General features: G+C 36.8%; 7 protein-coding genes. All 7 read left to right on the forward strand.

Annotation, left to right across the window (positions count from 1 at the left end):
* The first annotated feature begins 65 nt into the window (after window positions 1-65).
* The 7 genes from NEF87_RS22360 to NEF87_RS22390 all read left to right on the forward strand — a co-directional run bounded on the left by NEF87_RS22360 (window position 66) and on the right by NEF87_RS22390 (window position 16,573).
* A complete protein-coding gene (locus NEF87_RS22360) occupies window positions 66-7,016 on the forward strand; it encodes a transglutaminase domain-containing protein (protein ID WP_457917573.1) in 6,951 nt (2,316 codons plus the stop codon).
* Between the two features lie 17 nt (window positions 7,017-7,033).
* Window positions 7,034-9,553, forward strand: a complete 2,520-nt coding sequence (locus tag NEF87_RS22365) for a hypothetical protein (RefSeq protein WP_457917574.1) — start codon at window positions 7,034-7,036, stop codon at window positions 9,551-9,553.
* A 78-nt stretch (window positions 9,554-9,631) separates the two neighbouring features.
* On the forward strand, window positions 9,632-9,991 hold the full coding sequence (locus tag NEF87_RS22370) for a hypothetical protein (RefSeq protein WP_457917575.1): 360 nt from the start codon (window positions 9,632-9,634) through the stop codon (window positions 9,989-9,991).
* A 39-nt stretch (window positions 9,992-10,030) separates the two neighbouring features.
* Window positions 10,031-12,574 (forward strand): hypothetical protein, encoded by a 2,544-nt coding sequence (locus NEF87_RS22375; RefSeq protein ID WP_457917576.1) that lies wholly within the window; start codon window positions 10,031-10,033, stop codon window positions 12,572-12,574.
* Window positions 12,575-12,603: 29 nt separating this feature from the next.
* On the forward strand, window positions 12,604-13,563 hold the full coding sequence (locus tag NEF87_RS22380; RefSeq protein ID WP_371803744.1) for an AAA family ATPase: 960 nt from the start codon (window positions 12,604-12,606) through the stop codon (window positions 13,561-13,563).
* A gap of 64 nt (window positions 13,564-13,627) precedes the next feature.
* Complete coding sequence (locus NEF87_RS22385) at window positions 13,628-14,956, forward strand: DUF58 domain-containing protein (protein ID WP_457917577.1); 1,329 nt, start codon at window positions 13,628-13,630, stop codon at window positions 14,954-14,956.
* A gap of 60 nt (window positions 14,957-15,016) precedes the next feature.
* Complete coding sequence (locus NEF87_RS22390; RefSeq protein WP_457917578.1) at window positions 15,017-16,573, forward strand: hypothetical protein; 1,557 nt, start codon at window positions 15,017-15,019, stop codon at window positions 16,571-16,573.
* Window positions 16,574-16,586: the final 13 nt, after the last annotated feature.

Here is a 16,586-nt window from a genome sequence, read left to right on the forward strand (position 1 = left end):
CTTATTTAAATGATATTTTCTTTGCAAGGAAAATGTTTAAAGGATCGGGGAAAGCATCTAGAATTATGTCTAAGAAAGGTAAGGCAGTATTGAATGTGGTGAAGTTTGGAGCGATCGTTGCTGTTATATTAGTGGGATATTCATTTAGTTCCGTAATATCGGAGCGGATCTTTAATAGATCTCCAAATCGTCTTGATCGATCTACCCAAGGGGAAGATCTGACTGCAATATCGCCTACCGACCTTATCAGGGAAGAATTGACTTTAGATTTTTCTTCCATTATGGAAAATTTACTTGATTCAAGTTTGCTCGATTCGATGACTGACGAAGAAAAAACTCAGTTTTTTGAGGATTTATTCGGTGATGGTATCGAAGAATTCATGGATGATGAAGATTTGACTCCCGATGAATTTTTACAACAATATGGTGATGATTTGCAAGATTTAATGGAATCCATTGGGGGACAAGAATTTAGTGCCGATGCCTTGGATCAATTTCCTCCAGAACTTGCACTAATTTTACTGGCCAAGGATGTATTTTATGCATATGAATCAAATCCGAGTTCCAATTCATGGGATGATCCTGAAGACACTCTATTCAAAACTGGAGCGTATGATGAATATAACTTGGATAGTTTCTCTTGGAAAATTTCCGATCTTTTAGATAACAGAGCGGATATCTTGGATATCGATGAAGTTAATGATTACAAATGGAAAATTAAATATCCTATAACAACATTGGAGAGTACCACCCCTGCAATGCCCACCATATCTCCTTCTCCCCGAATCCAGCTTGATTCGTGGGAATCGACTCCAATCATTCCTTCGAATGATCCTGCCCCTATGAAAATGCAATCCAATATGGGTTCGGCTTATATGGAACTCGAATATTCTCTTACCGATTTAAACAAACAAACAAATATAACTTATGATCTTCTGTACAATGGCGGCGATTATCATTCTCCGAGTTATTATGATAACGACATTAGTATGTCACAATACGTTGGGACCTCTATTACTGTAGCAGCATGTTCCACAAGTCCTAAACAAGGTGAAACAAGTATTACGTGGACAGATTATCGTAATACTCACCCGAATTTTGATCAAGTTGTAAGCGATTTGGCATCTTATGCGGAATTTACTGCCGCTTCCAATATATATGAAAAAATGGAAGCCATTGTCAATTTTGTTGGAGCCAATTTTGTTTATGATCCCGCCAGTGGGTTTCGTCCCGATGAAAATGAAGATCCTTTAGAATGGTTTTGTGAAGGAAAGCAATCGGCAATGTCATTTGAATTTACTTACTTGACGGTGTCGTTAGCTCGATTAAATAATATTGCAGCAAAGTATGTGTCTGGCTATAAATATAACCCTCTTTTTGAGTTTCAATACGGAGGGGCTTATTCTGATCCTTCTGAAGGGGGGGACGTCGCCTACCCTTATCGAGTTGGAAATTTATATTCATGGGTTGAAGCTTTTATTCCTACCTCTACTACCACTGGTGATTGGGTCTCCTTTGACAATCGATTTGATGCTGAACCCATAATCCCTACTCCTGATGGAGTAAGGTTAAACCTTGATTTTGGAGGGGCAGCTACTTCAGATTTGGCTGGTGTCCCTCGATTTATTTCTGATTTTCCTCTTGTCGGAAATGTTATCCCTGTTGAATTGACCTATACAATGCAAGGGTCAGCAATCCAAAATCAGAAAATAACTGTCAGTGATACCACATATGGCGAAGTTATTGGCGATTTTTATACCGGTCAAGGTGGAATTGGAACTTATGAGATTGAACTTGAAAATCTGGTCCCTGGTACCCATGTATTGAATTTCACAACTACTTATTTGGGATTATCCTTTGGAAATGTTTCGGTTATTAATGTCTTGGATGACGTCGAAGTTTATTCCACTTTGAGTGACGAATATATCGTGGCTCCCTCAAATCAAGATCAAAATATTGATATTGATGGTTATGTCTGGGATCCTGTCTTAGGAAAACCAATCAAAAGTGCTCAAGTATCCTTCACCGGGTTAATGCAACCTACTGAGTCTCAACCTACTGAAGAAGTTTTTAATCTTTCACCCAATATTACGACAACGGTAGAAAATGGTAATGATTACAATTTTACTCTTGCGGCATTGATTCCAGGATTTCCTGTTGAAGATTATGGAAGGGAATACAAAATTGTGACTAACTTTGATGGAAAATTCGATCTTTCGGCTGAAATACTTCAATACGCTCTCCCTTATCAGCTCATTTTTGCCGATATTTTTGGAGGGGGAGAACAAATCTGTACCTTCGATCCCAATGCCAATTTGTCCTTAACAGTAAATAATACGGTTGAGATTTATGATGACGAATACCATCGTTATACTTTTTACATTAATAACTCATATTCTGTTAATAACACAGTAGGTACTTATCCTACAGGGCCAACAATTGGAGAACGTGATGGATCCTTTAGTTTATATATCAACGCGACAACCGTTTTGGGAACTGGAGGTGAACCCGGTCAAACTATCAATATTTATGATGAAACCGAATCAGATCGTCTAGTTACCTCATTTATTACTGATGGAACGGGATTTGGTGAAATTTCGCATGATATCGCTGCTGAAGCTGTAATTAACCCTGAATTTTGGACTGCTGGCCCTCATCTTCTTCGCATAGAATGGGATGAACGTGCTCTCACATGTTACTCAAAAATATGGATCATGGTTCAAGCTCCGATTTTCATAAATCAAACCACGGAATATTTTGTTGATGGGCAAGGGGGTATTTCCAATAATCGCTATCTTATCGATTCGGGATCTCCAGCTGATGCTGACGATCTTATTTTACAAGGAACGATTCAAGATAATATTACAGGCGAATTTATTCATGGGGCCCAGATATATTACCAGTTATTTGATAAATCCTGGAATTTATTACCTTCCACATCGCTAACCACCGGTAATACGGAGGAAATAGTTGGTGCTGCCGAAGATTTTTATTCCGAATCGTTCTATTTCTCGGGATTGCTTGATACTAATTTGGCTCCCATCAGAACAAACATCAATTTTTCAGGTGAATGGGCTGGTTTGGGAGATAATTGGAATATTTTGTGGAATTCTTTATGGGGATCCTATTTTGGTGGATTTAATCTTAATAATGATACGAGTGATGGAATCATCCTTCTTGCTGATCCAACTGATTATGGAATATCTGGTTTTGTAAATTCTACTAATTTTAATGATTATGATGATGGACAAGTCAATAAGTATTCTACAGTTGTAATCTTAGGGGACACTCTCAATATTTCAAGTCGCATTTTGACTGATGGAATCCCATTACCCGATGCCGTTGTAACCTTGACAGATAATTCAACTTTTCCATTACAAACTCTTACGACTGGATCAGATGGTTGGGCCAACTTTTCTCTTCTTATATTCAATAATTCAATCGATCCTGGTGATCATGAATTCACGTTGACGATTACCTTTACAAATGGATCCTTCACTTATGTAAACACCTCTATACTCGTAGTTGAGTTTAATCCTTTAATTGGGTTTAATTTTGCTGAACTTCTAAATGGTGCGGATTTCACCAGTTATCCTGGACAGATTTATCCTCAAGTGGTATCCATTGGTGACAACATTAATTTCACCGGAAATGTAACTTATACCAAAAATAGTATAATACAACAAATTGCTAATGCTAATATATCAATTTATGATAATGGTGTTCTTCTTTACAGTATAATTTCTGATGGTACGGGAGTTTACAATAAGCAAATTATTTTCAACAATACATTCACTGAAGGAACTCATATATTTAATTTATCTGTTGAATATAATGGTGGAAGTTTTATCTTTTATGATTCTGCTTTAATGAATGTCACATTTGATCCAGCTTTAAATTACGGAACAAATTTCTTAGTAGAAGGAATTAATATTGAATCTCTTTCTGCAAATAATTATCCGGTTATCCAATTATTGGGTGATTATTTAGATCTTTCAACCTACTTCTTCTATAATGATCCGAGTTCACCTTTAAGTGGAGCTTCCATTACAATTACCGATTCAGTTGCAGGAGTTATAGATACTGGTAGTACTGATGCTTCTGGTTATTACAATTTCTCTGTATTTTATGACAGTTCTGTTGCAATAGATCTTCATACGTATACCATTAGCTTGTCTTTTAGTAATGTTTCGTTTTCAATTGCTAATATCTCAATGGTAATTGTTGATTATCAACCCGCTAATGGATATGTATTCATTCCTCGTATTAATGAAGTTCCCTTTGATAGCTGGAATAGATATGATCCCCTAAATATTCAAGGACCACAAGATATCTTGAAAGTTTCTTGTGCTTTGTACTATAATTATTCAGGAACTTTGGTTGGTGTTTCTGGGGTATCTGTGTCTTTAACTCAAGCGGGTGCTAACGGAACAACAATTATTCCTGGCGCAACCGATGGAAACGGATATTTTAATTTTTCCCTCCAATTTTTAAAACCTGATGCAGCAAATGGATCATATTCCTTTGAATTTGATATTAGCATTACAAATGGAACTTACAGTACCTCCTTTAATAATTTAAGTTATGTTGAATATGATGAATCTTTACTACATCTGTTCTTAGTTTATTTCAATGATGTTCCTCTCGCTGATATTGGAGGTACTTATGGAGATATTCAACATGCTGGTGATGTTGTTAATATTTCGGTACAATTTCTCTACGATGAAGGGTCAGGATTAGTCGGTCAAGATGGAGTGACAGTCACCTTTAACATTCCGACTAATGGATCCTTTATACCTCAAAATTATATCACCGATAGTAATGGGTGGGTGAATTTCTCCGTATTATTTGACGGGTCGTTTGCAGTCGCCTCCCACAATTTTAAACTTAGTATGGATAATTCTTCAGCAGAGTATGCATATCAAATTGTTGAAGAAGGAATATGTACTTTCGTTCTAAATCCCGAAGATGATTATACCTTCGCGCCATTAATAGAAGCAAATCCCTTCGCTAATTATGCACCTTTATACAATTTTGATGCTGTACAAGCCATTGGAGACACCGTTACAATTTCTGGAACACTTGTTAACTCCAGTACGAATATTCAAGGCGCAACTGTAACTCTTTCAAATTCTTCTGGTCCTATGTTTAGCACTAATACAGATTTAAGCGGTGCTTTTAGCTTTACAGTAGAATTTAATAATTCAATGGCTATTGGGTTGCAAACTTTTACCGTTGCCATAACCTATATTGATTATTATGGCTTTACTATTGATTTTTCCTCAAATATTAGAATCGATTTCGATCCTGAACTTGGTTATACATTAGTCGGAAAGGTTGAAGGTAGTGCCATTGCTGATGGAAACCCGTATGTTACTCCGCAAGAAGTTTCAGACCAATTAACCATAACGGCAGAATATCATTTCTTTGGCTCTGGCGTTGCAAATGTATTGGTGACACTTTCAAATAGTTCTGGTCCTATGTATACTTCTTTGACAAATGGAGCTGGCGTGGCAACATTTACAATTGAATTTAATAATACAATAAATCCGGGCATACAGACATATACATTAAGTTTGACTATTTTAAATGGAACTTGTAGTGTATCAAATACCACCTCCTTTACTATTAATTATGATCCTCTCCTGAGTTATGATCTCGTAGCTCGAATTGATGGTGCTCCTTATAGTAATCCTGTTCCGAGTAAAAATATAAACGATACCGTAATATTTTCTTATCAACTAATGTTCGACATCGGAGTACCTACCGGTGTTAATACGGCAACTGTAAGGTTGTATGTCGATGGAGGACTTTTCGGAACTAATAATACTGGTGTAGGAGGTATTTATACCATTCCCTATACTTTTGTGGATACAACTACGACTGGGACTCAGACCTTCCGATTAGAATTAAGTTTTACAAATGGAACCATTATAATTGATGATTTTGAAGCAAATACCATTTATTTTGACCCCTTAGGTGGTATGACCTATTCTCCCTTAGTTGATGGTGGAAATGATTTTTCAACAACCATTACTAAAACAACTGGTCAATCTGTTATTTTTACCTATCAAATTCAAAATAATGGCGTTGCTGTGAGTGGCGTCACCGTTTCGCTTGATGGAGGTCCTTCTGGGAGCACTTTAACTGCCGATACAAATGGTGCGGGAATTGCCACCTTTACTATTGCTTTTACGACTGCGATTAACCCCGGACCTTATTATTTCACAATCAGCTTTTCTCACACTTTCGGGATACATCCTGCTGTGGGAACTACAGAAAGTGTGTGGGTTGTATATGAAGATGCGTTAACTATTACGTATACTAATCCGGGTACAATTGAATTTACTACTGCTAATGATGCATCAGGATTTTCACTTAATGGATTAATGGAAGCTTCAAGTAACCGCCCCTTAGTGAATGGAGGTCTTTTAATTGTGACGATAAATAATCCTTCTGCCACGGATGTAACGGATCAATTCACGATTATTGGATTGGATTCTTATAATCCACTTGATGGATCATTCTCCATATCTGTTGATCAACTAGTTTCTGCAACCTTGGATGTTGGAAATTATAGTCTAATTATTTCTTATTCTGGTGATTTAACGACTGGGCCAGGTGGTTATAGTTATTCTTCAAATCCTTCCAGTTCCGCTTTTGTTTTTGGAGTTTTTGATAATCCAGTTATATCGTCCTCTTGGACTCATAATTTGGATCTTCCATACTTTTTACCTAATGTTGCTGGAACTTGGAGCCAAATAAATATTACTGGAGAGCTGAATTATTCAAATTCTTCTAATGTGAATATTGATGGACTTGCTATTGAAATATCTATTTACAGTAATAATGGTTTAGTTGAGACGATTACTGTTTATACAGATGTTTTTGGTAATTTTGAACTCCTTGATTATGGGGTCACTGAAAACTATTTATATTATACAATTGATTTTGCAGGAAGCACAGATGATTTTCTCTACCCTGTAGAGGAAACAACGAACTTTACATTTGTATAAAGAGGTGAATATGATAGATGAACTTAAAGAAACATAAAAACAACGATAAATTGAAATCTATAAGTGTATTAGCTACAATGATTCTAATAGGATGTTCTCTTGTTTTTCAAAATGCTATTCAGTTGTCAGCTATTGAAAAGCTAGACGACACTGAGGATTTTTATACAAATATTGACTTGTCAGTCACCCCCAAATCTGCAGATTCTTCCACTATAAGAGTATATCTATTATCTATTAATCAAACCCATACAAATCGCGGTAAAAATCTCACGTTTACAGGGTATGTAGAAAAAGTTTCGGGAATTGTTCAAATTGATCCTCTCATTCTCTCCTATAGTAATGAAAGTGGAATTGATGTTTTTCCAATAATAGATGGTCATGCTTGTGATGGAAGCGATGGAAATACTATCTTATATCCAAATTTAACTACAAAAACTTCCAATATAAATGGGGATGATGGACAATTTAGTTTTTCTTATCAAGTGGATTCTTCTTATGATATTGATCAAAACATGATAATAAATGCGAACTGTACAACAGTAGAAGCTGATAATACGTATTTTGGACCTGATTCAATAATGAATAGTTCTTTCGTACACGATATCACTGTTGAAACTTTCATTGATATAGATACAAATATTCTTAGTCCTCTTTATGATGGTAATATCTTTTATGTCAATTATTCTATTATAGATAATTTGGGAACTTCTCTCGATTTTATTTCTGAGAACATAACAATTTATCGAAACAATTCTTTGGGGGATGAACTATTGAATATCACAGAATACAATGTCGACTATCTTACACAGAACGTGAGCATCTCCTATACGCGAGGAACAACGGATATTGGTGTTCATTTTAATGGAATTAACGAAACACTTACTAATGGGGAGACTTATTATCAGTATGGTGAATGTAATGCTTCCACGGTTGTGGAATACCTAACTGCACGTGTATTTTTACTTTCTATGAATCAAACCCACACGCTTAGGGGTAATTCCTTCACTTATTCTGGATATACTCAACAATTAATTAATAACCAGTTTGTCAATATGACGGGTATTGAAGTTTATCCCATCATTGATGGTAACCATCTTCCGGGGAATTCTATCATTTCTGGGTCTGATGGGTTATTTTCATTTACCGTAAATGTTGCAGCCGATTATGATAACACTGTGGATATGACTTTAAATGCAAATATTACTGAAAATATTGGAGATAATGTGATTGTTGGGGTAAGCTCTATCGCTAATTCATCTCTTATCCAAGATATAACTTCACGAACGAATTTGTCGATTCTCATTGACAATTCCATTCCAAAATTGATCGGCGATGAATTCGATTTAGAAATTACTCTCACCGATGAATTGGGTGGCATTTTCACTATTCCAACAAATCGCTTTGAACTTTATCGAAATAGGAATCTTACTTCCACTCTTAGTCAAACAGGAATTAATATTGAAGCTTTGGATAGCACGGTGTTAATTCAAAACATTGTCCAAGAGAATGGGATGGAACATATAGGAGTTCACTTTCTAGGGGTGCCAACAACTAAACCTGGACAATCATATTTAGAGTATCAAGCCTTCAATGCTTCCACATTTATACGAAGGGTTCAAGCAATTAATGGTTCGTTTAGTTTTGCAAACGCGGTACGAAACACGACTCTTCCCTATGTGTTTACTCAAGGTGATGTTTTCCTAAATGGGACTATTTCTATGGATGAAAATTATACTGTTGTGTCTCAAACTGTGGATTTCTACTTAAATGGGCAGTTTATCGGATACACAGAAACCAATGCCGAAGGATACTTTGAATTTACCTTCAACCTTGCAGAAGAAGGATTTGCTGTAAATACTTCTATCGATGCTTGTGTAATTACCCTTAATTTACGGAACATGGATTCTGAATATTTGGGGTCAAATACTTCCACCTCAATCAATACTATTACCCTAACAATTGAGGATGGGGTGCCGTATGTGGCGCCAACTAACACATCTTTGATAGCGGGGGATGTTCCCTTAAAATGGATGAATATTGTCTACGTGGGATTGGGGGTGGTAGCCCTTGTTGTGGGTTTAGTCATCTTCCAACGTCAACGGATGGATCGATCTTCTAAAAGGGATCGTAAGTTGCGAAAGGTGGATTATTCCCGATTTGAAAATGTGAATGTCTTATATAATCAAGGGCGGAGACGGGAAGCAATTGCCTATACCTACAAAATCTTCGCTGATTTGATTAATGAAAAATATGGGTTGGTTAGAGAAGAACATGAAACGATTCGAGTGTTTGCGATTACTTGTGTCACGAAATATGGGCTCGATCCTATGCGAACGTATCCGTATTTAGCGCTCGTTGAAAATATTGTTTATGGGTTTTACGATTTAAATCTTGAAGCGTTTAAAAAATCAATGCTGGTGTTTGGAAGAGTTTTCCAAGAAATCACGGGAACAATGTTAGAATTTACGTTAATTGAGAGTTCAGACGGTGGATTAGAATCTGAACAAACTTTAAAAATTGGAGCGGTGAGTGAATAAATCCCCCCCATAAAAATAATCTCCAAGTGAGCTAAAACATTTAAGTGAAAAAATAAAAGAGAATCATAGGTGTAAATTATGGCAAGAAAGAAAAAAGGTGGCGGTTTTGATCTCGGTCAAAAATTGAATAACATCAAGACTTTGAACGAAACAAAACGCCCAAAAGAAGCAATTGCTTATGAATACATGTTATTTGTAATGCTTTGCACTGCAAAATACAAAGAACGGAAATTACCTTCTCAAAGCGTAAGAGATTATGCAATGAAAATGGTGAAAGAACATGATATGGATCCAACCATTGTTTATCCTTTCATTCAAGCAGTGGAAGAAGTGATCTATGGTGGAAAACCTTCCAATCCTGAAGTATTCCAAAAATCGTTGGTAGAATTTGGAAAAGTATTTGAATTCCTTGTTGGAAAACCTCTTCCTCCTATGTAAAATTTTTTAAAAAAAATTACCACAAAAAGTGAACAAGAAATGAAAAATCCTGGCTGGTTAATTACGATTTTAAGTCTACCTTTGATTGCTGTCGGTGTCGTTTTCCTAACAATTAATTTTGGTACAACTGGAATAATTATTGGGAGTGTCCTGGCTGGATTGGGGGCATTGACATTTATTGGAGGGTTTTCCCGGTTAATTCAAGGTAAAAATCGTAAAATTATGGGTCAACTTATACGTCCTAAAGCTGCTGCCCGTGGATCGGCCGTATGGGCTTTTTTTTGTATAAATATCACCCCATTATTGCTCGGTAATAATGCATTATTGGAATATCTTCAGGCTCCACCGCTTCCTTTAGTATTATTGCTCGGGCCAAAAAATATTGTACTCCTCGCATATATGTGGCTACCCGCTGTAATGATTATTCTTTTAATTTTTTGGGTGATAGGGATGATTTTTTCGGCTAAAATTCCTAAGATATATAATATTTATAATAATTTTATCATTACTATCTGTTTTACTTTTTGGTTGAACTTTGGCTCTCAATTTTTCCTTTGGGCGGTTACGCTTAATAAAGATTTAATTTTACTGATGGATCCTTGGAAGACTGCCACCACTATTCAAGAGGTTATCGTTCCCTTAGCAATCGGGGGAGCAGTTGTACTGGTTTCTCTTATTTTCACCCTTCGTTCCTTAAATAAACTTCAACAGTCCTTTTTAAATTTGAATATTTCAGGTAAAACAAAAATTATTATGATTGTTGCTCTCGTGGTAGTATATTCTGCTACCCTCTTTCCATTGTATTTTAGCGTTAAAGCTTGCATTACTACTACTGCTTTATTAGTTTCTTATCTAAATTATATTCCTCTTATCTTTATGGCAATTGTTGCCTTCAGTGCTATTTCTTCTCTTTCGAGCGCAACAAAAAATATTTCCACAGAAAGAATTGCTTCCGGAGAATCTGGGTCAAAATCGAGTTTTGGGATAAAAACCGCTTTGATGGTCATGGTTCTTATCTTGATGTGGCTTCCTATCGTATATCCAGTAGTTGATGGTGGTGAAAATAAAAAAACGAATTCCATATACAATCCTCTTTGGAATGGGTGGTCTAATTTTCGGGAAGCCTTAGAAGCGGATACTGAGGATGGTGGATATACTGTGATGTCTGTCCAATCCTCTTTAAGTACTATTTCTCAGCTGGATAAAACGAAACAAGTTATTTTGGTCATACCCGGTCCCAATGTGTTCTACAATCCTGCAGCGGAAGTTCCCTACCTCTTAGAAGCTTTTAGTTCGAATTTTTCGATGTTCATTTGCGATGATCATGGAACCACAGAAACTTTAATGACTGAAATGTTTGCAGCTTCTATAGGTGTTTTGGGATTCGAACACGCTACACCCTTAACATTCTTTCCCAAAGGTATTTTGTATGAAAACAATACCTACAGTAATGGAGATCCTATGTACTGGAAAAATCCTACCTTTCCGATCATTTCTGATTTTCCCGCACATGAAATAAATCAAGGTATTGATCAAGTCGTTTTGGGGCAAGCAACTGCTTTCTTAGGGGGAAGTATGTTAAATATGTTAGGTTGGAACTTCATTGGTCAGACATCTGGATCTTATTCTTATATTGATACATCTGGCGATGGGATGTATGATCCTTTAGAAGATGTATACACTCTCGGAGGAAATATAGGGGATGTTTTAACTAGTGTATCTTCCGATAATGCGGAAATGGGAATTGCAACAACGATGCTTAAAGGTGGTTTTCCATTAGGTGGTTATGAACAAGCTGTATTTAGCACCAAAGATATGGGTGTAAATGTTGCCGCTATTAACGGGGTGCATTCAAATCGTGTGTTTTGCGCCACTGATGCAAGTTGGCTTAATAATGAATTAACGAGTATTGACGAGTTTGATAATTTACAAATGGGCTTAAATGCAATGGATTGGTTAACTTGTGGAAGGGCTCATTCTGATGTAATTGTGGTGTTTGACGAAGCACATATTACTCTTGATGAACAAGAATCTCTTTTTGGTGTAAACCTTGCGGGGCGTACGGAAATAAATTCGGCAGCATCATTTGGAGCGGTTCAAGGATATGTAAATTGGTTATCGACAAACCCCATTTTAGGGTTGGTCTATCCACTTTTTGCTTTACAAACTTTACGTAAATGGATTCCAAAAGAAGGAAATAAGAAAAAAATCCAATTAAAAGATTTGGAAGCTGCTGAGCGGGAAAAATCAATTCTAAAATTCAGGACTTCCTCATTTTTCGCTCAAAAAATCAATTGGTATCGTCAACATAAAAAATATAATCAAGCTTTATTACAACTATATCGTCGAATGGAGCGCAAATTGAATCGGTTATTAGGAAATTCTGGTGATCGGAGCATTGATGCGATTCTACGAGCGATTAGAGTTGAACGAGGAAAATATTTGTCCAAAGATCATTTTAATCGGATCAAAAGGTTCCTTGAAATGATGTTTGATATCAAGCGAAATAAAACCGTAATAAAAGAAGAACGAGAATTTGAGACACTCTTTATGGAAATGTCTTGGGTAAACGATCATATTTAATTTTTTTAAAACTAGGAAGGTAAAAAAAAATGGCAGAAGTATATGAAGAAGCAGATATCGGCATTGTGCGAGAGATTGCGCAGGATGTCATGAGTGAAGTGGGCCGCGTTGTCGTTGGACTCGGTGAAGTGCTCCAATACCTATTTATTGGGCTCCTCACCAACGGGCACATTTTGTTAGAAGGAGTGCCGGGACTTGCAAAGACCGTCACCGCCAAAACGTTCGCCGAAGCCCTCGGTATCACGTTTAATCGAATTCAATTTACTCCGGATTTACTCCCCAGTGATTGTACCGGTTCCATGGTGTTTGACCAATCCAAGGGTGATTTTGTAATCCGTAAAGGTCCACTCTTTTCGAATATTGTGTTGGCAGACGAAATCAACCGGACTGCACCGAAAACACAAGCGGCATTGCTTGAAGCGATGGGAGAAAAACAAGTCACAATTGAGGGGAAGACCTATAATTTAGAAAAACCGTTTCAAGTGGTTGCCACCCAAAACCCTGTGGAGCAAGAAGGGACCTACCCACTGCCCGAAGCACAATTAGATCGATTCTTATTTAAATTGTGGTTAGATTATCCGCCAGAAGAGGAAGAAATCGAAATTATGGCGCGCCAACTGAGTGGGAACAATATAGTGATTGATCCAGTGACGAACGCCGAAGAAATCGTGGAATTACAACGCTTGGTGAATACGGTGTATATGGATCACATAATTTTGGAATATATTAAAGATATTGTGTTCAAGACCCGAAACGATCCACAGATCGCCATTGGAGCAGGTCCGCGGGCCAGTTTAACCTTAATGAAATGTGCCAAGGCAAGAGCGTCAATCTTAGGGCGAGATTATGTCACACCAGATGATGTGAAGGAATTATGTGTGCCCGTATTAAATCACCGCCTCGGATTGAAGGCAGAAGCGGAATTAGAAGGCTTAACAACCACAGCAGTCATTAATCGAATTTTAAATGAAGTGGTTGTGCCGATTTAAAGAATCAAAACCTTCCTATTTTTTTACATAAATCATAAAATAAGATATAAACGAGAGAAATAACATGCTGGGCGGAAAAGGACGTTCGTTGGTAGTATTAGGGACATTTTTATTGACTGCGGGATTCAGTTTTAAAAACTATTATTTAATTATTTGCGGCGTGTTCTTTCTGTTTGCGACATTCATTTCATTGCCTGCTTTTGAAAGTTCAATGAATATCGATGAATTGCATGTCACACGTGAAATCGACAATACACGTGTATTCCGCGATGACTTTATGCATATAAAGGTCATCATCAAAAACACTGGGGGAAATAAATTCGATTTCTTAGATATATTTGATCAATTTCCAGCAAAAGCATTTCGGTTAGTTACGGGCGAAAACTATATCAGTACCCGAATTGATCCACATAAAACAATCAAATTTTCCTACGTACTCGCACCTCGAGTGCGTGGAGAATTTGAATTTGGTCCATTAGAAGTAACCGTCCGAGATCGGCTAGGTTTTAATGCGGAAAAGCGAATTGTCCCCAAATCATTAACTGACATTATAATTTATCCTCCTTACGAACAAATTCGTGCCTTGGAATTGATGGGGGCACAACGTGCTATGGCAATGTCCTTCGGTATTCACCAAACGAAGAAAAAAGGGACGGGGACGGATTTACGAAATTTACGCCAATATGTCGCAGGAGATCAATTCCGGTTAATTGACTGGAAAGCGAGTATGCGATTACAAAAATTAATTGTTCGTGAGTTTGAAAGTGAAAGGAATGTATCAACAATCATATTAATCGATTCAAGTGAATCAATGGCTGGTGGGGCCGTAGATGCGACGAAATTTGAATATTCAATTAAATCTGCTATGTTACTCGCAAAAATTGCGATGGAACAGAAAGATCAAGTTGGAATCGCAACCTTTTCGGATAGAAGTAATTTTCGATGGCTGGCTCCCACTACTAAACGCAGTCATTTTTATGATATTATTAATTTTCTGGGAGAAATTACTCCTCAAGGTAAGAAAGAAATCTATTGGTCCATAGAAGAGTTTTCCCGCTCTTGGGATAAACGGAGTTTGGTCTTTTTAATCACCGATTTAGAGATTGCACAGTTAGATGTACTTGCAGCCTTTCGGAAATTGAAATCTTATGGTCATGCAGTATGTGTTATCTCACCATTTTCACCGTGGTTTGAAATCCATGAATTAGAATTAACATCGACAGATAAAGCCCTTGCAGAAGCTATCTCCGAAGAAATGATGTTACACATTGTGAATATTAAAAAGGATTCTCAAAAATTAGGTGTTCCTGTTATTTCTGTCGCTCCTGATGATATGTTTGAAGTGATTATGGCAGAATATCAAGAATCCAAACGGGTAGGAAAAGCAGAATAAAAGTTTTTTTTTATTATTACATATTGAAATGTAGGAAAATCATAGAAGGAAGAAAAGGGTATGGCAAAAAATTACTTATTGATAGGGTTACGAATTACCTCCATTGCTTTATTAGTTTTGTTAATAATTCAGCTAGGATTGATCTATAATCCAGAGATTTTTAATTTCTGGAATATTATGAGTATTATTGGGGATTTACGTGATATTTTTGCCTATGTTATGTATATCGCATTGTATGGGATCTTTACAGGGATTTCCTTTGGGTTTTCTGCCGTTTTTAGTGTATTGGGTGCTGTTTTTAGTGCGGATTATTTCATTAATTTTGTAAATTCCGTTTTCTCAAATATGGTGGGAAATTGGTTTTACTTACCTAACTATAATCCAGATACAATGGTGGCTACTCCTGCTTTACTCGCCCCAACTCTTGCAGAATCATTATCTGGGTTACAATTTCTCTTTGCGGAGATAACTGAAGATCTTTACATGGTTCTTCTTCAAATTTGTATTGTTATTATGTTCTATCATGCATTACGTGGAACAATTACTAGTGACCCCGGTCAAAGCATTAAAGTTATTGTTTATATTAATCTTATCATTATCGTTCCCCTATTTTTCAGACAAATCGACATTGTTCTAAACATGTTTTCCTCGTTCTTTGCAGAAATGCCTGAATGGTACACAAATCTGATAGAAAAAGATTTATTGCAACCTGAGATTTTTGTTGATATTAAAGACTTGACTTTTGGTGGATTTTTAACCTCGAGTATTTTCTTAGTTGCAACTACAATGTTTGTCTATTTAGAATTTGTGTTCCAATTGGCTTATGTGGATAGTGTGACGACACCTTCAGTCGAACGGGAATTACGTTTGAATCGCCAAATTGATGTGATGCATACCGAAGCAGAAAAAGCCATTTCACGGATCAAGGCTATTGAAGAAATGAAACGAGAAAAAAAAGCGCAAAAGCGTCTTAACATAACCGATGAGGATCGTCAGGCTCAAAAGGAAGAAGAAGAACGCTTATCGTTGAGCGCATTGATGTCAGATAAGGCTGAATCGGTGGGTTTTTCCTTTATTGCTGAATTAATTGCCAAGAAAAAGGCGGAAAAAAATGAACAAGTGATAATGGATGCTATGAAAGATACTCGACGTGTGGCGCACTATCTTGAAAAATTATTTAAACAAGATAAAGAAGCGCGAAATACATTGACTGCTAAAGCAGCATCACCAAAGGCATCTCGTTTAATTGCATCCACGCTGATTAACATGTTGACACGCATTGTTCTTATTACTGCAATCATGTGGGTTGTAGTACATCCCTATAACTTTTTTGCTTTTCTTCGATCACCCGATGCAATTCTGAAAAGCGTGGAGTTGCAAACGGTGGAATCGACGTTATCCGTGTTATTGCCGTTTCTCCTTATTATTCCGATGATTTCCAGTGTTATTCGAGTAACCAAACATAATAAACTAAAAGAAATGTTGAGATTGGAGGAATTACAAAGAGCAGGTTTAACAGAAGAAGAATTGTTGGCATTGGAGTCTTCACGGGGTGTAGTTGATGAGAGTGGGGTACAGATGGCTCAAGATGCTGATGCTTCGGCCAGTCGGGCTTAATCTTTTTTCTTTC

The sequence above is a fragment of the Candidatus Lokiarchaeum ossiferum genome (assembly GCA_025839675.1).
Taxonomy (GTDB): Archaea; Asgardarchaeota; Lokiarchaeia; order Sigyniarchaeales; family Promethearchaeaceae; genus Lokiarchaeum; species Lokiarchaeum ossiferum.

Bases quoted from the DNA above. Each gene is read 5' to 3' on its own strand.
- NEF87_RS22360 (WP_457917573.1), top strand. From the start codon at position 66: ATGTCTAAGAAAGGTAAGGCAGTATTGAATGTGGTGAAGTTTGGAGCG.
- NEF87_RS22365 (WP_457917574.1), top strand. From the start codon at position 7,034: ATGAACTTAAAGAAACATAAAAACAACGATAAATTGAAATCTATAAGT.
- NEF87_RS22370 (WP_457917575.1), top strand. From the start codon at position 9,632: ATGGCAAGAAAGAAAAAAGGTGGCGGTTTTGATCTCGGTCAAAAATTG.
- NEF87_RS22375 (WP_457917576.1), top strand. From the start codon at position 10,031: ATGAAAAATCCTGGCTGGTTAATTACGATTTTAAGTCTACCTTTGATT.
- NEF87_RS22380 (WP_371803744.1), top strand. From the start codon at position 12,604: ATGGCAGAAGTATATGAAGAAGCAGATATCGGCATTGTGCGAGAGATT.
- NEF87_RS22385 (WP_457917577.1), top strand. From the start codon at position 13,628: ATGCTGGGCGGAAAAGGACGTTCGTTGGTAGTATTAGGGACATTTTTA.
- NEF87_RS22390 (WP_457917578.1), top strand. From the start codon at position 15,017: ATGGCAAAAAATTACTTATTGATAGGGTTACGAATTACCTCCATTGCT.